Genomic DNA, 23,554 nt, shown 5'->3' with positions numbered 1-23,554 from the left:
GTGGCGCCGTCGCTGACCAGTTGCTTGAAGTTGTCCAGCCCGGCGAACTCCGGCGTACTCAGCAGGTCCCAGTGGAACAGGCTGAGGCCGAAAGCGGCGACCAGCGGCAGCGCGACGAAGACCAGGAAGAGCAGTACGGCCGGGCTGATGAACAGGTACCCGGGCAGCCAGTCGCGACGTTGGGGCTTCAGACCAATCCCTCCAGCGCGGTCTGCGCCTTGCCGAGCGCGTCGGCCGGCGCGGCGTTGCCGGTCAGCACCTGCTTCCAGCCGTCCTCGATCGCCTTCTGTACGGCGGCGCCCTTGTCCGGCGACGGGATCGGCGTCGCGTAGGACAGCGCCTGGTACAGGTACTCCGTACCCTTCGGCGCGTCCTCGAGGAACGACTGGCTGTTCGCGACCGACTTACGGGCCGGCACGATCGTCCCGCCGAGCTGGGCGAAGAACGACGAGCCTTCCTTCGAGATCAGGAACTTGATGAACGTCCAGGCGTCGTCCTTCTTCTTCGACGCCTTCAGGATCGGGTACCCGTTCCAGCCGACCGGCGAGCCCGGCCCGGCCTTCACCGGCCACGGCACGATACCCATCTTCGCGGTCGCCTTCAGGTTCCGGATGCTGATGATCGGCCAGCGCCCGCCGCCGAACATGGCCAGCTTGCCCTGCGCCGCCGCGGTCGTCGCGTCGAACGTGCCACCCGGTGGCGGCGACAGCTTGTCCGCGACCAGCTTCCGGTTGAAGTCGGCGGCCTCGATGACGCGGGGATCGTCGTACGTCGGGTTCGACCAGTCGTCGCTGAAGCTGCTGGTCCCGTTCGTCAGCAGCCACGGCATGATCGCGGCGAAGTACTCCGGCCCGGCGGCGTACCCGAACGCGCCGGTCTTCGCCTTGATCTGCTCACACGCGTGCCGGAAGTCGTCCCAGGTCCACTTCGCCGTCGGCTCCGGTACGCCGGCCTTGGCGAACAGCTCCTTGGAGTACCACATGCACATCGTGTTGAACTCGCCCGGCAGGTAGTACGTCTTGCCGTCGGTCGACGCGTACTTCTTGTCCCACTCGACCAGGTTCGGGTCCATGTCGCCGTAGTACTCGTCGATCGTCGACTTGTCCTTGGCGATGTAGTCGTCGAGCGGCGCGAGCAGACCCTTCGAGGCGAACAGCCGCTGCCCCTCGGTCGCGATCTGGATGACGTCGGGCACCTGACCGCCGGCGATCCGGGTGGACAGCTTGTTGAAGAAGTCGCCCCAGTTCGACAGCGGGATGCCTTCGGCCTTGAGCTTGATCTCCGGGTGCTGCTCGGTGAACTTCGCGAACAGCTTGTTCCAGGTCGCCTGTTGCTCGGCCGTACCCATGTAGACGAACGACAGCTCCTTGGACGACGAGCCGCCGCCGCTTCCACCGCCGCCACCGCAGGCGGCCAGGCCGGCGGCGAGCGCCGTACCACCCGTCACCTGGAGGAAGTGTCGTCGACTCAACAGGGGCTGATCCATGTCCGCGCCTCCAGGCAGGGAAATCGATTTCTCGAAGGTTCCCGGCAGCATAGCCCCGGCTGTCCAAACCGTGTCAAGACTCGGGCGCCGGGAAACTCAGGGGGAAACCTTCACCGCTTCGCGCACCCTGCGTAAGCCCGTGATTACGCGGAAATTCCGGTCCGATCGGTGCGGGTGTCATGGATTCACCTATGACATTTGTCAGTGGTCCGATCGCTGGCATCGGCTCGCCCGGCGGACGGACGATGCGAACACCCCCCAATAAATGCTGGCCTCCGCCCCGGCCGTCAGGGTTCTCGGAGCGGAGGTCTGCCCAACTCGAGGAGTCCAGTTGAGGCAACGGATTCTCGTGTCCGCCCTGGGCGTCGGCGCACTGGCCGTCGCGGGACTGACCGTCCAAACACTGTCCGCATCGGGAGCCGACGCGGCGACCCCCTACACCGCGGGGAAGCACGCCGCCCGCGTGTGCTCGACCGCCAAGGCCAAGCACACCGCGAGCTGCAACGCGGTGAAACTCGTGAACCCCGACGGGTTCGCGCCGAACGCGAGCGCGCCGCCGTCGACCGGCCTGACCCCAACCGGTCTGCGGGACGCGTACAAGCTCAACGGACTCAGCGCCGGCGGCCGCACGGTCGCCATCGTCGACGCCTACGGCTATCCGAACCTGGAGCGCGACCTCGGCGTCTACCGCTCGCAGTTCGGCCTGTCCGCCTGTACGACAGCCAACGGCTGCCTGAAGGTCATCAACCAGACCGGCGGTACGTCGCTGCCGAGGTTCAACGCCGGCTGGGCCGGTGAGCAGGCGCTCGACGTCGACGCGGTCTCCGCAGCGGCGCCGGACGCGAAGATCGTCGTCGTCCAGGCCAACTCCGCCAGCTTCGCCGACCTCGGCACTGCGGTCCAGACCGCGGCCAAGCAGGCCGGTGTGGTGGCGATCTCGAACAGCTACGGCGGCGGCGACGCCTCCGACTCCACCTACGGCCAGTACTACAACCACCCGGGTATCGCGGTCACCGCGTCCACCGGTGACGACGGCTACCAGGGCGGCAGCTACCCGGCCTCCTCGTCGTACACGACGGCCGTCGGCGGTACGTCGTTGGTTGCCGCCAGCAACTCCCGGGGCTGGAGCGAGAGTGTGTGGAGCGGCGCGGGCTCGGGCTGCTCGACGTACAACACCGCACTGCCGGGCGCTGCGTCGTTCAGCACCGGCTGCTCGAAGCGTGCGATGGCGGATGTCTCCGCCGCGGCCGACCCGGGCAAGGGCGGCATGGCGATCTACTACCCGACGAGCAAGACCGCGTCGACCTGGGCGCAGTTCGGCGGGACGAGTGAGGCCGCACCGATCATCGCCGCGGTCTACGCGCTGTCCGGCAACACCAGCGGCTACGCGAATGCGTTCCCCTACGCCCACCCGGGGTCCCTGTTCGACGTGACCAGCGGCAGCAACGGTTCGTGCCCCACGACCCAGTGGTGCAACGCCCGGACCGGTTGGGACGGCCCGACCGGCCTCGGTACGCCGAACGGCGCCGGCGCTTTCTGAACCCGCGTTAAAACTCAGGGCGACCGGACTGTGGCTGCGTGCAACCATTGTCCGGTCGCTCCTAGTACTGTTCCGAGCACGAAGGACAACCCTCGACTCCGCGACATTCCGGGGATTTCTCTTCCCCGGAAGCCCCCGCAGGCTTAAGGTCAGCCCCCGGGACGGGTCGTGGAGGGCGACCCGCTAATTCGAACTCCATGGAGATTTGCTGTGACAACATCACGCAGAGGGCGGGGGCTCCTGGCAGTCTCAGCCGTCTCCGCGGCCGCCGTCGTGCTGGCCATGACCGCCGGTGGCGCGGACGCCGCGCAGAAGCCCGGCGGCGGCGACGCCAAGAAGCCGGCCCAGGCCGACAAGCCGGCGTCGGGCAAGGAGCGGAAGGGCAACTACGACGCCCGGACGCCGAATGCCAAGACCACCTACGCCCGTAGCGCCAAGGTGCAGGGCAAGGAGACGGCCGCGTCGAAGAAGTTCCGCGACTCGCTCGGCGCCCAGGGTGTCGTCGAGGTCGACCCGAACACCGGCACCCCGGCCCAGGTCACCAAGCTGAACGGCTTCCTGACCGGCAAGAGCGCCAAGAAGGCCACCGACGTCGCCCTCGGCTACGTGCAGGCCCACCCGGAGATCTTCAAGCTCTCCGACGCAGACCTCGGCACGCTGAAGCTGCGCAAGGACTACGTCGACGATCTCGGCACGCACCACATCTTCTGGACCCAGGTGGTCGACGGCGTCGAGGTCTTCGGCAACGGCCTGAAGGCCAACGTCACCAAGAACGGCCAGCTGATCTCCGTGATGGGCTCGCCCGTCGCCGGCCTCACCACGGCCGCGCAGACGCGCTCCGCCGAGGCCGCGCCGAAGGTCTCCGCGTCCGGTGCCCGCAGCGCCGCCATCAAGGACGTCGGCGGTACGGCGAAGTCCGCGACCGCGACCACGTCCGGTGTGAACACCAAGTGGAGCAACGGCGACACCGCCCAGCAGGTGTGGTTCCACACCGCCGACGGGCTGCAGAAGGGTTGGCTGACCTACACCAACTCCGGCGGCCAGAACATCTACAGCCACGTCGTCGACGCCCAGACCGGTGCCACGCTCTACCGCAAGGACCTGGTCAGCGAGGGCAACGGCGACGCGCTGGTGCAGGACTACTACCCGGGCGCGGCCGTGGGCGGCACGCAGCGCACCGAGAACCTGATCTACAACAAGTGGCTGCCGAAGAACGCGAAGACCCTCCTCGACGGTACGTCGGTCTCCGCCTTCGCCGACGTCAACGACGACAACCAGCCGAACCCCGGTGAGACGGTCAAGGTGCCCGGCACCAAGACCGGCTCGGAGTACAAGCTGACGACGTTCCAGAGCGCCTCGTCGTTCTGCTCGGCCGCGTTCATCTGCACCTGGGACCCGGCGAAGCCGGACTCCTGGAAGACCAACATGAATCAGGACGTCACCAACGCGTTCTACCTGGCCAGCAACTTCCACGACTGGCTGGCGAAGCCGCCGATCAGCTTCACCCCGGCGGCCGGCTCGTTCGACGCCGCGGGCGGCGACCCGGTGATGCTGAACGCGCTGGACGGCGCGGCCACCGCCGCGAACGGCGGCCCGGACGCCAACCACATCGACAACGCGAACATGTCGACCCCGCCGGACGGCCAGTCGCCGACCATGCAGATGTACCTGTGGCACTTCCCGGGCACGACCGACCAGCAGGAGGGCTACGTCCCGTCCAGCGGGGCGAACGACGCCAGCATCCTGTACCACGAGTACACCCACGGTCTGTCGAACCGCCTGGTCGTCGACGCCACCGGGAACTCCACGCTGAACAGCATCCAGGCCGGCTCGATGGGCGAGGCGTGGAGCGACTTCTACGCGATGGACTACCTGGTCTCGCACGGCCTGGAGAAGGACACCACCGCTCCCGGTGAGGTCCTCGAGGGCCGGTACGTCTCGCACGGCGAGCTGTTCCGCACGCAGGCGATCGACTGCCGCGTGAAGGCGGTCAGCCCGAACTGCATCCAGCCCGACGGTTCGAAGGGCGGCTACACCTACGCCGACTTCCCGACCATCGGCGGCTCGCCCGAGGTGCACGCCTCCGGTGAGGTGTGGGCGCAGACCCTGTGGGACCTGCGTGAGCGCTTCGGCCGCAGCTACGCGATGAGCATCATCACCCGCGCGATGGAGCTGTCGCCGGCCGACCCGACGATGCTCGACATGCGCAACGCGATCGTCCAGGCCGACCTGGTCGCCAGCGGCGGCAAGAACGCCGACATCATCTGGACCGTCTTCGCCAACCGCGGCATGGGCTGGTACGCCGGTGTCGTCGACGGCGGCGACGCGTTCCCGGCCGAGGACTTCCACAAGCCGCCGACGGGTGCGACCACGACCCTGACCGGCAAGGTGTTGGACAAGGACACCGGCGCTCCGGTGGCCGGCGCGCTGGTCTACGTCGGCGGCCACTCCTCCGGGTACGCCGGTGACTACGCCGGTACGACCGATGCCAACGGCAACTACTCCATCACCGGTGTCGCGGCGGGTACGTACCCGAAGCTCGTGATGTCCGCTCCGGGCTACGAGCTGCTGGTCCAGCCGGCCACGGTCAAGCCCGGCGCCAAGGCGAACTTCGCACCGCGCCGTAACTGGGCCGCCGCTTCCGGCGGTGGCACGGTGGCCGACTTCAACGGTCCGGACTTCTCGCCGCAGTGCGGCCCGGGCTTCGCGATCGACAACGCCCAGGGCACCGGCTGGGGCAGCACGACCGGCGACGACAACGGCACGCCGACCAACACGATGATCGAGAAGCACATCGACATCAAGCTGCCGGCCAAGGTCAACGTCAGCGGGTTCAACATCGACCCGTCCAACACCTGTGGTGACCCAGGCAGCGCCTCGACCGGTGGCTACCGCGTCGAGACGTCGGCCGACGGCACCACCTGGGCAGTCGCGGCGTCGGGCACCTTCGACGCCACGAACCGGGGCAAGTACAACCTGGTCGCCCCGACCGGCAACGCGGCCGGCGTCCAGTACGTCCGGTTCGTGATGACCAGCCCGCAGGTTCCGGACTTCAAGACGAACTGCCCGGACGGCGCCTTCGGCGGTTGCCAGTTCACCGACATGACCGAGATCCAGGTCTTCGGCACGAAGTAACGCAGTACTGCTGAAGTGAAGGCCGGCCGGGCTTCTTGCCCGGCCGGCCTTCACGCATGTTTCGGGGGTTTGGCCGGCGGGACGGTCTGCGCCCATTCGGCCCAGTCGGCGAGTGCGGAGTACAACCGGATGCCGGCTTCGATCGTGACGCGCATCGACTGGGTCTGTTCGCTGTACCCGAACTCGCCGCGGTCCTTGCGGGCGGCGTAGTCGCGGTACTGGTCGGCGAGCTCGCGGTAGTAGGTCGCCTCGGCCTCGAGGTGGCGCTGCAGTTCGTCGGTGTCCATCATCCAGAAGAACAGTGAGCGCAGCAGCGGCTGCAGCCGCATCGTGTGGTCGACGTCGACTTCGGTCAGCCAGCGCTTCACCTCCGCCACGCCGGCCGCCGTGATCCGGTACGCCTTCCGCCGCCGCGGCCCCTCGCTCTCGACCTCGACCAGACCCTCCGCGGCGAGCTTGTTCAGCTCGGCGTAGATCTTCGGGTGCTGCGCCGGCCAGATCGAACCGAGCACCTCGGTGAACCGTCTGGCCAGGTCGTACCCACTGGCCGGCCCTTCGGCGAGCAGTCCGAGCAACCCGTGCCGCAGTGACATGTCCACCTCCTTCGCTGTTCGGCCATCTTGACATGTCCGGTGGGACATGTGCATGCTCAGATATGTCCCTAGGGACATGTCCATGAGAACATCTGTGAGGGGTTTCTATGACTGAGACACGGGCGGTTCTCGTCACCGGCTCGACCGGCGGCATCGGTACGGCGACAGTCCGGCTACTGCAGAGCCGAGGGTTCACGGTGTACGCCGGGGCCCGCGGACCGGCTGCCTTCGAGCCGGGGGTGCGGGTGGTGCCGTTGGACGTCGCGGACCCGTCGAGCGTCGCCGCGGCGGCCAAGCGGGTCGCGGGCGAGGTGGACGGGCTGTGGGCGGTGATCAACAACGCCGGCGTCATCGTGCAGGGGCCGCTCGAACTGGTCCCGGCCGACGAGTGGCGGCGACAGCTGGAGGTGAACACGCTCGGCCCGGCCTCGGTCATCCGCGAGTTTCTGCCGCTACTGCGGTCAGGGGCTGGGCGGATCGTCAATGTCAGCGCGGCGACCGGGCGGGTGGCGATGCCGTTGCTGGGCGCGCTCTCGGCCAGTAAGGCCGGGCTGGAGGCCCTCTCGAACGCACTCCGCCTGGAGTTGACCCCGTGGAAGATCCCGGTGATCGTGATCGAGCCGGGCACAACCGAAACCCAGATCTTCACCCGAGCCGGCGCTGCCGCCGATGCCGCGATGCAGCAGTCCGATCGCGACCAGGTGGACTTGTACGCGGCCCACCTAATGGCGTACGAGAAGGCAATGTCCCGCTTCAAGCCAGGCCCGGTGGACAAGGTCGCCAAGGTCATCGTCCGAGCCGTCGAAGCACGTAGGCCACGGCGCCGGTACGCCATCGCCGAAGCCCGCACCCTCGGCGCCATCCTCCCGAAACTCCCAGCCGGCTTGAGAGACCGCGTCGTCAGCGGAGCCGTCGGCCTGAACGGCATCAAGCCGTGAGCGCGCCGTCCGGATCTTGGACAACGGACAGTAAGTGTAGTGAATTAGTCTAGTTTCGGGCGGGTGGATGTTGCTGTGGATCGGGGGTCGGCTCGCCTAGGTGGAGGGTGGGGCGGCTACCGAGCCGCGTTCGATCAGCGTCGGTGTGAGGGTGGTGCGGCGGACGCGGCGGTTGGTGTCGACGGCGGAGGTGACGCGGGTGACGACGTGGGTGACCAGGTCGTCGAGCGGCCAGTGGAACGTCGACAGGGGTGGCGTGAGCAGCTGGGACATCGGCTGGTCGTCGTAGCCGAGCAGGGACAGGTCCGCCGGGATGCGCAGGCCGAGCTCGCGGCTGGCGGCGTACACGCCGAAGGCCATCGAGTCGGCGAGCGCGAGGATGCCGGTCGGGCGGGGCGTGCTGGTCAGCAGCGTGCGGGCGACCTCGGTCGCGCCGGCCAGGTCGTGCGGGCACTGCAGCAGACGGATCTCCAGCCCGAGGTCGGCCGCCACCCGCTGGGCGAGCTCCTCGGCGGGGCGCTCGACCTCGAAGCGCCGGGTCGGGCTGAGCACGGCGACGCGGCGGTGACCGGCGTCCGCGAGCCGGCGCAGCGCCGTACTGACGCCGGTTTCGTTGTCGAAGACGACCTCGGACTTCGCCTTCGCGCCGGGCAGGGCGTCGCCGATCGCGATCACCGGCGCCTGCTTGGCGATCTCGGCCCAGGCCTTGGCGGCCGGGTCGATCGGGATCACGACGATCGCGTCGGCGCGGTGGTCGACCAGATGCTGGGCGAGCTCGAGCTGCCGGTCCGCGTCGCCGGCGGAGTCGATGATCCAGGCGTTCCGGTCCGGGGCGAGGAGCTCCCGGCCGAGCGCAGCCGCGACCCGCTGCTGCCAGAGGTCCTCGAGGGACGCGCACAGTACGCCGATCGAACCGCTCCGGCCAGAGGCCAGCGCGCGGGCGACCGGATCGGCCTGGTATCCGAGGCGGTCGGCCGCGTCCTGGACCCGCTGCCGGGTCTCGGGCGTGCCGTGCAGACCGCGCAGTGCATACGACACAGCGGCCATCGAGAGCCCGGTCTCGGCGGCGATGTCCTTGAGGGTTGGCCTCCGGCCGGTTCCGGACATGCCCACGACCCTAGCCGCAGCCGTGGACAAAAACTTGACAACGTGGCCTTTGAAGCGCTTCACTCTAAGCATCCTGAAGCGCTTCAATCTGATCAAACCGCGGAGAGGAGGAGCCGATGATCGACGTCCACCAGCATCTGTGGCCGGAAGCGTTCGTCGACCGGCTCCAGGCCCGCGGGAGTCATCGGGAGCCGCCGTACCTCGACGGCTGGACGCTGCACACCGCGACCGAGGCGCCGTACGACGTGGATCCCGCGGCGCACGAGCTCGGCAAGCGGGTGGCACTGGAGCAGGACGCCGGTACGACGCTTGCCGTGGTCTCGCTGTCTAGTCCGCTGGGCATCGAGGAACTCGGCGACGAGCAGCTGCTGGCCGCCTGGCACGAAGGCGCTGCGAGCTTCCCCGAGCCGTTCAGGGCCTGGGCGTCCGTCGCGCTGCCCGAGCCCGACCTCGAGGAGCTGGAATCCCTTCTGGACAAGGGATTTCTCGGCTTGCAGCTGCCTGCGCACGTGCTGAGCGCGCCGTCCTCATGGGAAGCGTTGGGTGAGTTGCTTCAGACCATGGAGCGGTTGAACAAGCCGATCCTCGTGCACCCCGGCTCAGCCCGGTCGAACGAGGCGCCCTGCTGGTGGGCGCCGGTCGTCGACTACACCACTCAGCTGCAAGCGGCCTGGTGGGCGTGGCACGCGTTCGGCGGACGGCGTACGTACCCGCGCCTGCGGTTGTGCTTCGCCGCCGCGGCCGGTCTCGCGCCGGTGCACCACGAGCGGCTGGCCGCGCGCGGCGGGCGGCTCGGCACCATCGACCCCAATCTGTACGTCGATACCTCGAGCTACGGCCCGCAGGGGATCGACGCGGTCGCGCGGATCCTCGGCATCGACCAGGTCGTGCACGGCACCGACCGGCCGTACGCCGGAACCACCGACCTCCGCCAGGGCGACGCCGCAACCGCGGTGATCCGCCACGACAACCCACACCGGCTCCTGTTCGGGGCCGGACCTACTCCTGAGAGGGGAGTGCAGTGACTGCTCAGCCGATCGACGTACCGAACGTTCCGGCTCGCCAGGCCAGCCGGCTCGTGGAGCTCAACAACTGTTTGTCGCTGGACGACCTTCCGGGGCGGGACCTGACGCCCGCCGAGCTGTCCGAGCTGGCCGCGTCGATCGCCGCGCAGCCGCACCTGTGGGAGGACCAGGTCGCGTACTCCGACGAGGAGCGCGTCTTCGCCTCCCTGCACCGGGACGCGAACGTCGACGTCTGGCTGATCTGCTGGACCCCGGTCAACGACACCGGCTGGCACGACCACGACGTGTCCTCGGGTGCGGTCGCGGTCGCCCGCGGCAAGCTCGTCGAGCACAACCTCGCGATCGGCGTCGAGTCGATCGAGACCGAGGTCGAGGCCGGCGACGTCTACGGCTTCGGCCCCGACCACATCCACCGCCTCACCGGCCTCGACAAGGGCAGCGTCACCGTCCACGCCTACAGCCCACCCCTGTGGCGCATGGGCCAGTACTCCGTCAAAGAAGGCGTCCTCCGCCGAGTCTCCGTCTCCTACGCCGACGAACTCCGCCCCATCGACTGACCGACAACCAAAAGAAGCACAAACAAAGACGAAGATGGAGTGGAGGGTTGGGCGCCTGGCTGGATCCGGCAGTCCGCGTCAGCCAGCATCTCGACGGGAGCTCGGCGGTCGCCTGGTTCGCCGAGTCGTGGCGAACGGCCCCTGGACGGTACGCCGAGTCGTGGACCCTGGCTGCAGAAATCTCGCCAGGACCCACCTCCGGCGGACCGCCGAAGGTGGCCACCACTCTAAATCTCTTCTCTTCTTTGTTCTTTATCTCTTCTTTCCTTTCCTCTCGGTCTGTTTGGGGCATCCCGGGGCAGATTGATCTGCCCCGGGATCTGGCCTGCCTGGGGGTGGGTTTTGTGGTCAGGCTTGGGTGTCATGACGATGCACTTGGAGCTCGAGGAGCACTACGGCGAGCGGTACGACGAAGCGAGTCGGCTGGGGTCGACGGTCAAGGGGCGGTTGGAGCTGGCCCGGGTGCAGGACCTGCTGAACAGGTATCTGCCGGCGCCTCCCGCCGCGGTCGCGGACATCGGCGGCGGACCCGGCGTACACGCGAGCTGGTTGAAACGCCGCGGGTACGACGTCGAGCTGCTCGACCCGGTCGAGCGCCACGTCCGGCAGGCGACCGAGGCCGGGATCAGCGCGGTACAAGGAGACGCGCGGCGGTTGCCGTGGGAGGACGAGGAGTTCGACGCGGCGTTCGTGGCCGGGCCGATGTATCACCTGCGGCAGCCGGACGAGCGGCAACTCGCGCTGCGTGAGGCGATTCGGGTGACGAAGCTCGGCGGGTTCGTCGCGGTGGTCGCGATCAACCGGGCGGCGAACCTGATCGGCTCCACCCTGGCGAACACGTTGATCGAACGGCAGGCCGTGGTGACGGACATCCTGCGCGACGGGTACAGCCCGCGCAACGACCGGATGGCGCACACGACTTACCACACCGTGGCCCAGCTTCGGGCCGAGCTCACTCATGCCGGCCTGCGCGGTGTGATGATCCACGGCCTGACCGGGCCGGGCGGCTGGCTGACCGTGATGATCGACGCGCACTACGGGGACCGTCCGCTCCCCGACAGCCTCCTGGAGCCGGATCCGCTACGTACGGCGCTCGAGTGCGCGCGCCTCGCGGACAGGTATCCGGACATGGTCCAGTCGAGTTCTTTGCTGTTCGGGGTAGGCCAACGGGCAGATCTCTGACTAAAGTCAGAGGATGGGTGTTGGCGAGGTGCGGCGGTTCAATCGGATGGTGACGCAGCGGGTGGGGGCGTTGCAGGAGGACTATCTGGCGCGCGGTCGTCCGCTGGGGGAGGACCGGGTGCTGTGGGAGATCGGCGCGGACGGGTGCGACGTGCGGACGTTGCGCGCGAGGCTCGATCTCGACTCCGGGTACATGAGCCGGTTGCTCAGGTCGTTGACGGGCGCCGGGCTGGTGCGGGTCGAGCCGAGTGCGGCGGATGCGCGGGTGCGGATGGCCACGCTGACGACGGAGGGGCTCGCGGAGCGGCGGGTGCTCGACGCGCGGTCGGACGAGTTGGCGGCGTCGATCCTCGAGCCGCTCGACGAGCGGCAGCGGGAGCGGCTGACGGCGGCGATGGACGAGGTGACCAGGCTGCTCACCGCGTCGATGGTCCGGGTCGAGATCGTCGATCCGCGGCTGCCGGCGGCGCAGTACTGCTTGAACGCGTACTTCGAGGAGCTCGGGCGCAGGTTCGAGACCGGGTTCGACCCGGCGCGGAGCATCTCGGCTGACCACGCCGAGTTGACGCTCCCCGCCGGGTTGTTGCTCGTAGCAACGTTGCGGTCGGAGCCGGTCGGCTGCGGTGCCCTCAAGCTGCACGGCTCCGAACCGGCCGAGATCAAACGGATGTGGGTCTCCCCGGATGCGCGCGGGCTCGGCCTCGGCCGCCGGCTACTGGCCGAGCTCGAGCGTACGGCGGCCGCCCACGGCGCTACCGCCGTACGCCTCGAGACCAACCACAACCTGAAGGAGGCGATCGCCCTCTACCGCTCCGCAGGCTTCAAGGAGGTTCCGGCGTTCAACGCCGAGCCCTACGCGCATCACTGGTTCGAGAAACCGCTCTGATTCCTACGGCATCCGGAGTTGGCCGAGGAGCCCGTGGGTCTCGTTGGCGGGACCGGCAGAGAACCAGAGGGTTTCGGTGCCGCCGGTGGTGGCGGTGCCGGGCAGGAGCGCCCAGAGGCCGTCGATCGTCAGCGGCTTGCCGTGGGTGTTGCGGACCTGGCCGGCGAAGTCGAACCTGCCGTGGGACTTCGGATGCAGGATGTTGATCCGGCCGTCGCCGAAGTTGCCGACGAGGAGCGTGCCGGCGGGCTCACCCCAGGACGCGGGTGCCAGCGTCAGACCCCACGGTGCGTTCAGCATGCCCCGGGAGGCGACCCGGGTGACGAACCTGCCGTCGGCGGTGAACTCGTCGACGTACCCGAGTCCGCGTCCGGCCTGGCTGCGGCCGGTCTTCGGGTCGGGCTTGGCGTACGTCACGAAGATCCGGCCGTTCAGGGTCTGCACGTTGAACGGCGCGTACCCGCGCGGCAGCGAGAAGTCGCGGAACGCCCACTTCGACAGCTTCACCGGCATGAACTCGCCGTCGAACACGTCGACCCGGCCCTGCGCGAAGTTCGCCGCGAACAGCCGGTCGGGCATCGCCGCGATGGCGAGACCGGTGTACGCCGCGCCCTTCGTCGTCGCCTTGATGTCGGCGGGTCCCATCAGCGGGTTGATCGTCGGGTTCCAGGCGGCGATCTGCCCGGTCAGGGTGGCGAAGATGAACCGGGCCGGAGCGGACGCGGTCGCGTTGCTGACCAGGAACGCGCCGCCGGCGTTGGACACCTGCCCGGTCGGCAGCGGCACCGTCACCCGGACGGCCGGCGACTTGGTCACCGCGTCCGAGCCCGGCGCGGCGGAGTACAGCGTGGACGTCGACGTACCTTGGTTCGACACCCAGAGCGGGGTGGTCGCGCCGAGCGACAGCCCCCACGGGTTCACCAGGTCAGGGTCGGTCAGGACGGCTTTGCCCGCCTGGTCCGAGACCAGGTTGACCTGTTGTACGGCGAGCGCGTGGTGCGAACCGTGCGCGCTGGCGGTCACCGGGGTGACAAGTGCGAGGCCGCTGACCAGTGCGGTGGCTACCGCGAACGGCCGGCCCTTCGAGCGGAGTGACATGTCACTTTCCTGTCGGTAGGGATGCGGAACACCATCGATACGACCGGGTGGGCTAGGCGGTTCAATCGGCGCAGGGTAGACATGGCGGAGTACTCGGGTGGGGAAGCATTGAGGAAGTCGAAGGGGGAATCCATGCCAGATCTAGCGATCGAGCAGCTGAATCCGTCGATCCTGCCGATGTCGGGCAAGTACAGCCACGGTGTCCAGGTCGACGGCGCGCAGCGGATGGTGTTCGTCAGCGGGCAGGTGCCGTGGGGCAACGAGCACGGCCGGGTGCCGGAGACGTTCGAGGCGCAGTGCCGGATGGTGTGGCGGAACGTGCTGGCGGTGTTGTCCGAGGCGGGGATGGGGATCCGGAACCTGGTGAAGGTGACGACGTACCTGTCCGACCGGCAGTACCGCGCGCTGAACGCGAAGATCCGCGAGGAGGTCCTCGGTGACCACGCCCCGGCGCTCACGGTCGTCATCGCTGACATCTACGCGGAGAACTGGCTGCTCGAGATCGAGGCCGTCGCGATGGCCTGACCGGTCCACCCGGTCCGGAATGGCTATGGAAACCCGCTGCCGTCCTGTTTAGCGTCAGGTTATGAGGATCAGGGTTGTCGACGCGTTCGCCGCTCGTCCGTTCACCGGGAATCCGGCCGCCGTGTGTCTCTTCGACGCCGGGGAATGGCCCGACGAGGCCTGGCTGCAGGCCGTCGCCACCGAGATGAACCACGCCGAGACCGCGTTCGCCAGGCCCTCCGAGCGAGCCGACGCGGACTGGGATCTGCGCTGGTTCACGCCGACGAACGAAGAGGTGCTCTGCGGGCACGCGACGCTGGCGACCACCCACGCGCTGGCCGCGGACGGCAAGGTGTCCGGCAAGGTCGGGTTCGCAACCCTCAGCGGGATCCTCGTCGCGACGGTCGAGGACGACGGGATCAGGCTGGACTTCCCGGTCAATCGACCGTTCGAGGTGCCGGTCCCGGACGGGCTGGCTGCGTCGCTGGCGGTCGAGCCCCTCGAGGTGTACGTCGCGGGCGAGCTCCGTGACCTGCTCGTCGTCGTCCGTGACGAGGCGACCGTGCGCGCGGTCGTGCCGGACTACGACGCGATGGCCGGGATCATCCGGCGCGAGAAGCTGCGCGGCGTGATCGTGACGGCGCAGGGTTCGGAGTACGACTTCGTCTCGCGGTTCTTCGCGCCGGGCAGCGGGATCCCGGAGGACCCGGTGACCGGGAGCGCGCACACCAGCCTGGCGCCGTACTGGGGTGAACGCCTCGGGCGGAACGAGCTGGTCGGCTACCAGGCGTCCGCCCGAGGCGGGGTCGTACAGGTCAGCTCGTCCGGCGATCGCGTCTACCTGAAGGGCCAGGCGATCACGGTCCTGGACGGCGAACTGCTCGTCTAGGCCCAGGTCTCGGCGTGGGTGGCCACGCCGTTCGGGGCGATGAGTTCGGTGACGACGTCCTCGGCGTCGGCGTCGAGCGGCTCGAACGGCGGCTCCGGTACGACGTACGCCCGCGCGCCGGCGACCATCTCGATCCCGGGCAGCTCGAACCAGGCCTCGCCGACCTCGCGGCTGATCTCGTAGATCGCCTGCTCGGCGGAGTCGACCGGCTCCCGCTCGCCGGACTCGTCCAGCTCGGCCGGGTGCCGCTCCTGCGCGGCCCGGCCGGCCTCCAGCAGCGCGTCCAGGTCGACCACGCGCAGGTCGAACCGGGACACCACACTGATCACCTGGTCCGGCTCGACGTCTTCCTCGTCCTCGTCGTCGTCGGACTCGTCCAGCAGCAGCGGCGTCGTACCGGTGTGCTCGAAGACGGCCTCGTTCCAGTCTTCGACCACGCCTTCGAGTGCGGCGTTGTGCTCGAAGAGCTCGGCGTTGTCCTCGTCGCCGGTCATCGCCAGCAGCGCCTCGGTGTGGGCCAGCAGGCGCTCGGCCAGCTTCTGGCTGGCGTCGGCCAGCGCGGCCCGGGTCTCCGCGGAGAAGAACTGCTCGGCGGGGGCGGGGGTGTCCAGTTCAGTCACGTGCGGGATCTTCCCTTGTCTGTCGGTGGGGATGCCAGCCGTAAGTATGTGAGAAGCCTGTGAGAGCTGTGTCAGCGGGTGTGAGAGGCCTGCGAGAACCCTCCTGACCAGGCAGCAAGCGGTGTGCAGTGAACCCATGAGCACTTTTGCAGCGAGGTGGCGCCGTCATGGGTGACGTCGTCTACCTCGCCCTCACCGTCGTCGTGTTCGCGGCCGTCTGGTTCGCGTTGCGTGGAGTGGAGAAGTTGTGAGCGCCGAGAACATCGCCGGCCTGGTCGTGGCCGTTGCTCTGGTCCTCTATCTGATCGCCGCCCTGGTCTTTCCCGAGAGGTTCTGATGTCCGACACCGCAGCCGGCCTGCTCCAGGTCGGCCTCCTCCTCGTGTGCCTCGCGGCCGTGTACCGCCCGTTCGGCGGCTACATGGCCAGGGTCTACACGTCCGACAAGGACCTGCGCGTCGAGCGCTGGACGTACAAGCTGTTCGGCGTCGACTCGAAGGCCGACCAGACGTGGGCCGTGTACGCCCGGTCGCTGATCGCGTTCTCCGCGCTCAGCGTCGTCCTGCTGTACCTGCTCCAGCGCCTGCAGCACTGGCTGCCGCTGTCGCTGGGCCTGCCGAACGTCGAGTCCGGGCTGGCCTTCAACACCGCCGCGTCCTTCGTCTCGAACACCAACTGGCAGAGCTACGTGCCGGAGGCGGTGATGGGCCACCTGGTCCAGTTCGCCGGACTCGCGGTCCAGAACTTCCTGTCGGCGGCTGTCGGCATCACCGTCGCGATCGCCCTGATCCGCGGTTTCACCCGGTCGAAGACCGACCGGGTCGGCAACTTCTGGGTCGACCTGGTCCGGACCGTACTGCGGGTGCTGCTGCCGATCGCGATCGTGGGCACCGTCCTGCTGGTCGCGATGGGCGTCGTACAGAACTTCTCCGGCGGCCACGAGGTCACCTCGGTGGTCGGCCAGACCCAGCACCTTCCGGGTGGCCCGGTGGCCAGCCAGGAGGTCATCAAGGAGCTGGGCACCAACGGCGGTGGGTACTACAACGCGAACTCCGCGCACCCGTACGAGAACCCGAACCCGCTGTCGAACCTGTTCGAGATCTTCCTGCTGCTGCTCATCCCGGTCTGCCTGACCCGGACCTTCGGCGTAATGGTCAAGGACAAGCGCCAGGGGTACGCGATCCTCGGCGTGATGGGGACCATCTGGTCGGCGTTCGTCTTCCTGGCCACCTGGTTCGAGGTCCAGGGCGCGGGTACCGCGACCCGGGCCGCCGGCGCCGCGATGGAGGGCAAGGAGACCCGGTTCGGGGAGTGGGCGTCCTCGCTGTTCGCCGTCTCGACGACCGGTACGTCGACGGGCGCGGTGAACTCGATGCACGACTCGTTCACCCCGCTCGGCGGCGGCGTCCCGCTGTTCCACATGATGCTCGGCGAAGTGACGCCCGGCGGCACGGGGACGGGGCTCTACGGCATGCTGATTCTCGCCGTACTCGCGGTGTTCGTCGCGGGCCTGATGGTCGGGCGCACCCCGGAGTACCTGAAGAAGAAGATCACCGCGCGCGAGATGAAGCTCGTGTCGCTGTACATCCTCACCACGCCGACCGTGGTGCTGGTCGGTGCGTCGATCGCGATGGGGCTGGCGACGGCCCGGGCCTCGATCCTGAACACCGGCAGCCCGCACGGGTTCTCCGAGGTGCTGTACGCCTTCACCTCGGCCGGTAACAACAACGGCAGTGCCTTCGCGGGTATCAGCGCGAACATCCCGTTCTACAACACGGCCCTCGGGCTGGTGATGCTGCTCGGCCGGTTCGTGCCGATCGTGTTCGCGCTGGCGCTGGCCGGTTCGCTCGCCCAGCAGCAGCCGGTGCCGGTGACCCAGGGCACGCTGCCCACCCACAAGGCCTTGTTCGTCACGATGCTCGTCGGCGTCGTGCTGATCGTGACCGGCCTGACGTACTTCCCTGCTCTGACTCTTGGACCCCTCGCGGAGGGACTGTGACCACCGTAACGACGCCGCCTGCGCAGCAGCCGGCGACCACCCCGAAGAAGGCGCCGTCGGGCGCGTTCGACCCGAAGATGCTGCTGACCTCTCTGCCGCACGCGGTCAAGAAGCTCGACCCGCGCCTGATGGTGAAGAACCCGGTCATGTTCGTGGTCGAGGTGGGTGCGGCCGCGTCCACGATCAAGGCGATCACCGATCCGAGCGTGTTCGTCTGGTGGATCGTGGTCTGGCTCTGGCTGACCGTGATCTTCGCGAACCTGGCGGAGGCGGTCGCGGAAGGCCGGGGCAAGGCCCAGGCCGAGACGCTGCGTCGGGCCAAGACCGAGACCACCGCCCGCCGCCTGGTCGGCGACCGGGAGGAAGAGGTGCCGGCCACCCAGCTCAAGCTCGGCGACCTCGTGGTCGTCGAGGCCGGCCAGATCATCCCCGGCGACGGTGACGTCGTCGAGGGTGTCGCGAGTGTCGACGAGTCGGCGATCACCGGCGAGTCGGCCCCGGTCATCCGGGAGTCCGGCGGCGACCGCAGCGCGGTCACCGGCGGCACCAAGGTGCTGTCGGACCGGATCGTCGTGAAGATCACCACCAAACCCGGTGAGAGCTTCATCGACCGGATGATCGCGCTGGTCGAGGGCGCGTCCCGGCAGAAGACGCCGAACGAGATCGCGCTGAATATCCTGCTGGCCAGCCTGACGATCGTGTTCCTGATCGCCACCGCGACCCTGCCGACGTTCGCGAACTATGCGCACACGAACCTGAGCATCGTGATCCTGGTGGCCCTGCTGGTCGCCCTGATCCCGACCACGATCGGCGCGTTGTTGTCCGCGATCGGTATCGCCGGCATGGACCGGCTGGTGCAGCGCAACGTACTGGCGATGTCCGGGCGGGCAGTCGAGGCCGCCGGCGACGTGAACACGCTGTTGCTGGACAAGACCGGCACGATCACGCTGGGCAACCGGCAGGCAGCGGAGTTCATCCCGGTGGGTGGAGTGACCGACACCGAACTGGCCGACGCGGCCCAGCTGTCCAGCCTTGCCGACGAGACGCCGGAGGGCCGGTCGATCGTCGTCCTGGCGAAGACCGGGTACGGACTGCGCGAGCGGCACACCGGAGAGTTGCCGCACGCAACCTTCGTGGAGTTCACCGCACAGACCCGGATGAGCGGCGTCGACGTCGACGACCGGCAGATCCGCAAGGGCGCGGCCGGTGCGGTCAACGCCTGGATCAACCAGCACGGCGGCTCGATCGACGCGCAGCTCGGTGAGATCGTCGACGGTATCTCGGCCTCCGGCGGTACGCCGCTTGTCGTTGCCGAGAGCATCGACGGCGGCGCCCGGGCGCTGGGTGTCATCCACCTGAAGGATGTGGTCAAGGCCGGGATGCGGGAACGGTTCGACGAGATGCGCCGGATGGGCATCCGGACCGTGATGATCACCGGTGACAACGCGCTGACCGCGAAGGCGATCGCCGACGAGGCCGGGGTCGACGACTTCCTGGCCGAGGCGACGCCCGAGGACAAGATGGCGTTGATCAAGAAGGAGCAGGAGGGCGGCCGGCTGGTCGCGATGACCGGCGACGGCACCAACGACGCGCCGGCGCTGGCCCAGGCCGATGTCGGGGTGGCGATGAACTCCGGTACGTCGGCCGCCAAGGAGGCCGGCAACATGGTCGACCTCGACTCGAACCCGACCAAGCTGATCGAGATCGTTGAGATCGGCAAGCAGTTGCTGATCACCCGAGGATCGCTGACCACGTTCTCGATCGCGAACGACGTGGCCAAGTACTTCGCGATCCTGCCGGCCCTGTTCGCGGCGGCGTACCCGGGCCTGGACAAGCTGAACGTGATGGGCCTGCACTCGCCGGAGTCGGCGATCGTGTCCGCGATCGTGTTCAACGCGCTGATCATCGTGCTGCTGGTGCCGCTGGCACTGCGCGGCGTTCGCTACAAGCCGTCGTCGGCGTCGGCGATGTTGCGCCGCAACCTGCTGATCTACGGCGTCGGCGGTCTGATCAGCCCGTTCGTCGGCATCAAGCTTCTGGACCTGGTGATCTCGTTGATCCCCGGGCTGCGCTGAAAGGTAGTTGGTGATGGCAAGCAATCTGCCCGGCTCCGTCCGGCAGTTCGGGGTGGCGCTACGGGCGCTGCTCGTGTTCACGGCGATTCTCGGTATCGCGTATCCACTGGTGATGACCGGTGTCGCCCAGGTGCTGTTCCACGGCAATGCCAACGGCTCGATCGTCAAGGTCGACGGCAAGAACGTCGCGTCGGACCTGATCGGTCAGGCGTACACGATGGACAGCGGCAAGAAGGACTCCGACGGCAAGGCGATCATGGTCGCCGACCCGAAGTGGTTCCAGACCCGCCCGTCCGCGAGCGACTACGACGGCGCGGCCAGCGGCGGTTCGAACCTGGGTCCGAACAATGCGGACCTGGTCGCGGCGGTGGGCGAGCGGCGCAAGGCGGTGGCGGCGCTGGAGGGCGTCGACCCGTCGCAGGTGCCGCCGGACGCGGTCACCGCCAGCGGCAGCGGCCTCGACCCGTCGATCAGTCCCGCGTACGCCGCTCTGCAGGTCAACCGGGTGGCCCGCGAGCGCGGACTGTCGGCGGACCAGGTCAAGCAGTTGGTCAAGGAGAACACGAAGGGCCGCACGCTGGGCTTCCTCGGTGAACCGGCCGTCAACGTTGTCACGCTCAACAACGCCCTGGCCGCGCTCGGCTGACCTGAGATCATTCGAATATGAGCAAGAGCGGCCGTGGGCATCTGCGGATCTATCTCGGCGCCGCGCCTGGCGTTGGGAAGACCTACAAGATGCTGGGTGAGGGTCAGCGCAGGCTGGCCCGGGGCACCGACGTCGTGGTCGGATTCGTCGAGACCCACGGCCGTGAACACACCGCGGAGATGCTGACCGGCCTCGAGCTGGTCCCGCGCCGGATCATCGACTACCGCGGGGCGAGCTTCACCGAGCTTGATATCGACGCGGTACTCGCCCGGCGGCCGGAGGTCGCGCTGGTCGACGAGCTCGCGCACACCAACGTCCCGGGCAGCCGGAACGAGAAGCGCTGGCAGGACATCGAGGAGCTGCTGGCCGCCGGGATCGACGTGATCTCGGCGGTCAACATCCAGCACCTCGAGTCGATCAACGACGTGGTCGAGAAGATCACCGGCGTACCGCAGCGGGAGACGGTCCCGGACCGCGTGGTCCGGGCCGCGGACCAGATCGAGCTGGTCGACATGACCCCGGAGGCACTTCGCCGGCGAATGGCCCACGGCAACATCTACGCCGCCGACAAGGTCGACGCTGCCCTGGGCAACTATTTCCGGGTCGGCAACCTGTCCGCCCTGCGTGAGCTGGCGTTGCTCTGGCTGGCCGATCGGGTGGATGCGGGCCTGCAGCAGTACCGGCAGGAGCACGACATCGACTCGACCTGGGAGGCCCGGGAGCGGGTCGTCGTCGCGCTCACCGGCGGTCCCGAGGGCGAGACGCTGATCCGGCGGGCGGCCCGGATCGCGGCCCGGTCGTCCGGTGGGGACCTGCTCGCCGTCCATGTGGCGCGGTCCGACGGGCTGACCGGTGCGAACCCGAGCAAGCTGGCGGAGCAGCGCAATCTGGTCGAGAAGCTCGGCGGGACCTACCACCAGGTGGTCGGTGACGACATTCCGACCGCGCTGCTGACGTTCGCGAAGGCCGAGAACGCCACCCAGTTGGTGCTCGGCGGCAGTCGACGGTCGCGGATCGGCTCGCTGTTCACCGGGCCGGGGATCGGCGCCACCACGATCCGCGATTCGGGCGATATCGACGTACACATCGTCACGCACTCGTTGATGGGGCGCGGGCGGTTGCCGCGGTTGCGGGGCAGCCTGTCCCGGCGCCGGAAGATCCAGGGCTTCGTCCTGTCGATCGTGCTGCCGCCGGTGCTCGCGCTGGTCCTCGGGCTGGGCGGCGACACGCTGAACCTGACCAGCAACGTGCTCGCGTTCCTGCTGGCGGTCGTCGTAGTGGCGCTGGTCGGCGGGATGTGGCCGGCGATGGTGACCGCGATCGGCGGGTCGCTGGTGCTGAACTGGTTCTTCACCCCGCCGAAGCGGACGTTCACGATCGCCGAGCTGAACAATGCGCTGGCGCTGGTGATCTTCATCCTGGTCGCGGCGATGGTGAGTTCGGTCGTCGACCGGGCGGCACGACGGACCAGGCAGGCGGCCCGGGCGGCCGCGGAATCGGAGACGTTGGCGACCTTGGCCGGATCGGTACTACGGGGAGAGACCGCCCTGCCCGCGCTGCTCGAACGGGTGCGCGAGGCCTTCGGGATGACCGGGGCGTGTCTGATGGAACGTGTGGACGACGACGAGCTGACCGAGGTCTGGCGACCGCTGGCCTCGGCCGGGTCCCTGACCTGCACCCGTCCGGAGGAGGCCGACGCGGAGATCCCGGCGCGGGACGACCTGGTGCTGGTGCTGCAGGGCCATCAGCTGGAGGCCGACGAGCGGCGGCTGGTCGGGGCGTTCGCGGCCCACGCGGCGGCGCTGGTCGACCGGGCCCGGTTGAGCGAGGCGGCCGCCGAGGCGAAGCCCCTCGCCGAGGCCGACAAGCTGCGTACGGCGTTGTTGCGCGCGGTCGGCCACGATCTGCGATCGCCGCTGGCGTCCGCGAAGGCGTCCGTGACGTCGCTGCGTAGCGACGACGTCGAATGGACCGAGTCCGAGCGGGCCGAGCTGCTGGAGACCGCGGACGAGTCGCTGGACCGGTTGTCGCGGTTGGTGGACAACCTGCTCGATCTGAGTCGGCTGCAGGCCGGAGTACTGCCGGTGTTCACGCGGCCGATGGCGCTGGACGAGATCCTGCCCGGCGTACTGGGCGAGCTGGGGGACGACGCCGACCAGGTCACGGTCGACATCCCGCACACGTTGCCGCTGGTCGAGGCGGATCCGGCGCTGCTGGAGCGCGTCGTGGCGAACCTGCTGGCGAACGCGATCCGCTACTCGCCGCCCGGGCGCGCGCCGCTGATCACCGGGAGCGCCCTCGGCGACATCGTCGAGATCCGGGTGATCGACCGTGGGCCGGGGATCCCGCGCGAGGACCGGAACCGGATGTTCGCGCCCTTCCAGCGGCTCGGCGACACCGACAACACGGTGGGCGTCGGGCTCGGTCTGGCGCTCGCCCGCGGGCTCGCCGAGGCCATGCACGGCACGCTGCTGCCCGAGGACACCCCGGGCGGCGGACTCACCATGGTGGTCACCATCCCGACCGCCACCCTCCGCCCGACCGACGCCCCGGTCCCGGGAGCACGCGAACGATCGGAGCAGGAGTGACGAGAGTACTGGTGGTCGACGACGAGCCGCAGATCGTGCGGGCGTTGCAGATCAACCTGAAGGCGCGCGGGTACGAGGTGCATCTGGCCGGCACCGGTACGTCGGCGTTGAAGGTCGCCGCGCAGCATCCGCCCGAGCTGGTGATCCTCGACCTCGGACTGCCGGATTTCGACGGCGTGGACGTGATCCGCGGCCTCCGCGGCTGGACCGACGCGCCGATCCTGGTGCTGTCGGGGCGGACCGACCAGACCGACAAGGTCGAGGCCCTGGACGCGGGCGCGGACGACTACGTGACCAAGCCGTTCGGCATCGACGAGCTGCTGGCCCGGATGCGCGCCGTACTGCGGCGGAGCAACATCGCCCAGGACCAGCCGGTGGTGACCGTCGGCGGCGCGGTCGTCGACCTGGCCGCGAAGCGCGTCACGCTGGAGAACGGCGAGGACATCCGCCTCACTCCGACCGAGTGGCACTTGCTCGAGGTCCTGGTCCGCAACCCCGGCAAGCTGATGTCCCAGCGCCAGCTCCTGACCGAGGTCTGGGGTCCCGGCTACGAGACCGCGAGCGGCAACCTCCGCTTCTACATGGGCCAGCTCCGCCGCAAACTCGAAACCGACCCGGCCCGCCCCAAACACCTGCTCACCGAACCGGGCATGGGCTACCGCTTCGAACCCTGAGCGTGTCCGTTTC

At 68.7% G+C, this 23,554-nt stretch carries 20 protein-coding genes; 15 read left to right on the top strand and 5 right to left on the bottom strand.

Annotated features, from left to right (window positions below):
• Positions 1-187: 187 nt before the first annotated feature.
• A complete protein-coding gene (locus tag ABT313_RS40265) occupies positions 188-1,486 on the bottom strand; it encodes an ABC transporter substrate-binding protein (protein WP_350865521.1) in 1,299 nt (432 codons plus the stop codon).
• Between the two features lie 331 nt (positions 1,487-1,817).
• Between ABT313_RS40265 and ABT313_RS40260 the strand changes: the two genes are divergently transcribed.
• Both ABT313_RS40260 and ABT313_RS40255 read left to right on the top strand, forming a co-directional pair.
• Positions 1,818-3,026 (top strand): S53 family peptidase, encoded by a 1,209-nt coding sequence (locus ABT313_RS40260; protein ID WP_350865519.1) that lies wholly within the window; start codon positions 1,818-1,820, stop codon positions 3,024-3,026.
• A gap of 210 nt (positions 3,027-3,236) precedes the next feature.
• Complete coding sequence (locus tag ABT313_RS40255; RefSeq protein WP_350865517.1) at positions 3,237-6,161, top strand: M36 family metallopeptidase; 2,925 nt, start codon at positions 3,237-3,239, stop codon at positions 6,159-6,161.
• A 50-nt stretch (positions 6,162-6,211) separates the two neighbouring features.
• Here ABT313_RS40255 and ABT313_RS40250 read toward each other — a convergent pair whose 3' ends face one another.
• Positions 6,212-6,754 carry a helix-turn-helix transcriptional regulator gene (locus ABT313_RS40250; protein ID WP_350865515.1) on the bottom strand — a complete coding sequence of 181 codons (543 nt, stop codon included), beginning with the start codon at positions 6,752-6,754 and terminating at the stop codon, positions 6,212-6,214.
• A gap of 107 nt (positions 6,755-6,861) precedes the next feature.
• Between ABT313_RS40250 and ABT313_RS40245 the strand changes: the two genes are divergently transcribed.
• The gene (locus ABT313_RS40245) at positions 6,862-7,692 is read left to right on the top strand and encodes an SDR family NAD(P)-dependent oxidoreductase (RefSeq protein ID WP_350865512.1); all 831 of its coding nucleotides are present in this window, start codon (positions 6,862-6,864) and stop codon (positions 7,690-7,692) included.
• A 96-nt stretch (positions 7,693-7,788) separates the two neighbouring features.
• On the opposite strand, the gene ABT313_RS40240 is transcribed toward ABT313_RS40245, so the two are convergent.
• Positions 7,789-8,799, bottom strand: coding sequence for a LacI family DNA-binding transcriptional regulator (locus ABT313_RS40240; protein ID WP_350865509.1), 1,011 nt, complete (start codon positions 8,797-8,799; stop codon positions 7,789-7,791).
• Positions 8,800-8,915: 116 nt separating this feature from the next.
• Between ABT313_RS40240 and ABT313_RS40235 the strand changes: the two genes are divergently transcribed.
• The 4 genes from ABT313_RS40235 to ABT313_RS40220 all read left to right on the top strand — a co-directional run bounded on the left by ABT313_RS40235 (position 8,916) and on the right by ABT313_RS40220 (position 12,449).
• Positions 8,916-9,824, top strand: coding sequence for an amidohydrolase family protein (locus tag ABT313_RS40235; RefSeq protein WP_350865506.1), 909 nt, complete (start codon positions 8,916-8,918; stop codon positions 9,822-9,824).
• Positions 9,821-10,381, top strand: coding sequence for a cysteine dioxygenase (locus ABT313_RS40230; protein WP_350865503.1), 561 nt, complete (start codon positions 9,821-9,823; stop codon positions 10,379-10,381). The genes ABT313_RS40235 and ABT313_RS40230 overlap by 4 nt, the downstream gene beginning before the upstream one ends.
• Before the next feature lie 363 nt (positions 10,382-10,744).
• Positions 10,745-11,563, top strand: a complete 819-nt coding sequence (locus tag ABT313_RS40225; RefSeq protein WP_350865500.1) for a class I SAM-dependent methyltransferase — start codon at positions 10,745-10,747, stop codon at positions 11,561-11,563.
• Between the two features lie 13 nt (positions 11,564-11,576).
• Positions 11,577-12,449, top strand: coding sequence for a GNAT family N-acetyltransferase (locus ABT313_RS40220; RefSeq protein WP_350865498.1), 873 nt, complete (start codon positions 11,577-11,579; stop codon positions 12,447-12,449).
• Between the two features lie 3 nt (positions 12,450-12,452).
• Here ABT313_RS40220 and ABT313_RS40215 read toward each other — a convergent pair whose 3' ends face one another.
• Entirely contained in the window at positions 12,453-13,547 is a 1,095-nt protein-coding gene (locus ABT313_RS40215; RefSeq protein ID WP_350865495.1) for a TIGR03118 family protein, read from the bottom strand.
• 132 nt (positions 13,548-13,679) lie between these two features.
• Between ABT313_RS40215 and ABT313_RS40210 the strand changes: the two genes are divergently transcribed.
• Positions 13,680-14,072, top strand: coding sequence for a RidA family protein (locus ABT313_RS40210; RefSeq protein WP_350865492.1), 393 nt, complete (start codon positions 13,680-13,682; stop codon positions 14,070-14,072).
• 61 nt (positions 14,073-14,133) lie between these two features.
• On the top strand, positions 14,134-14,940 hold the full coding sequence (locus ABT313_RS40205) for a PhzF family phenazine biosynthesis protein (protein WP_350865489.1): 807 nt from the start codon (positions 14,134-14,136) through the stop codon (positions 14,938-14,940).
• Here the strand turns inward: ABT313_RS40205 and ABT313_RS40200 are convergent.
• On the bottom strand, positions 14,937-15,560 hold the full coding sequence (locus ABT313_RS40200) for a hypothetical protein (RefSeq protein ID WP_350865487.1): 624 nt from the start codon (positions 15,558-15,560) through the stop codon (positions 14,937-14,939). The genes ABT313_RS40205 and ABT313_RS40200 overlap by 4 nt on opposite strands.
• 247 nt (positions 15,561-15,807) lie before the next feature.
• Here ABT313_RS40200 and kdpF point away from each other — a divergent pair, with 247 nt between their 5' ends.
• The 6 genes from kdpF (at position 15,808) to ABT313_RS40170 (ending at position 23,541) form a co-directional block, all read left to right on the top strand.
• Positions 15,808-15,897 (top strand): K(+)-transporting ATPase subunit F, encoded by a 90-nt coding sequence (kdpF, locus tag ABT313_RS40195; RefSeq protein WP_131283897.1) that lies wholly within the window; start codon positions 15,808-15,810, stop codon positions 15,895-15,897.
• Entirely contained in the window at positions 15,897-17,558 is a 1,662-nt protein-coding gene (gene kdpA, locus ABT313_RS40190) for a potassium-transporting ATPase subunit KdpA (RefSeq protein WP_350865484.1), read from the top strand. Before kdpF ends, kdpA begins: the two co-directional genes overlap by 1 nt.
• A 77-nt stretch (positions 17,559-17,635) precedes the next feature.
• Positions 17,636-19,633, top strand: a complete 1,998-nt coding sequence (gene kdpB / locus ABT313_RS40185; protein ID WP_350865858.1) for a potassium-transporting ATPase subunit KdpB — start codon at positions 17,636-17,638, stop codon at positions 19,631-19,633.
• A gap of 13 nt (positions 19,634-19,646) precedes the next feature.
• The gene (gene kdpC, locus ABT313_RS40180; protein ID WP_350865481.1) at positions 19,647-20,279 is read left to right on the top strand and encodes a K(+)-transporting ATPase subunit C; all 633 of its coding nucleotides are present in this window, start codon (positions 19,647-19,649) and stop codon (positions 20,277-20,279) included.
• Positions 20,280-20,296: 17 nt separating this feature from the next.
• Positions 20,297-22,867 (top strand): sensor histidine kinase, encoded by a 2,571-nt coding sequence (locus ABT313_RS40175; protein WP_350865478.1) that lies wholly within the window; start codon positions 20,297-20,299, stop codon positions 22,865-22,867.
• On the top strand, positions 22,864-23,541 hold the full coding sequence (locus tag ABT313_RS40170) for a response regulator (RefSeq protein WP_130442706.1): 678 nt from the start codon (positions 22,864-22,866) through the stop codon (positions 23,539-23,541). Before ABT313_RS40175 ends, ABT313_RS40170 begins: the two co-directional genes overlap by 4 nt.
• Positions 23,542-23,554 lie beyond the last annotated feature (13 nt).

This window comes from Kribbella sp. NPDC000426 (genome assembly GCF_040300265.1).
Lineage (GTDB): Bacteria > Actinomycetota > Actinomycetes > Propionibacteriales > Kribbellaceae > Kribbella.
The sequence above is the reverse complement of the archived record's forward strand: the minus strand, read 5'-3'. Positions and strand labels throughout refer to the sequence as shown.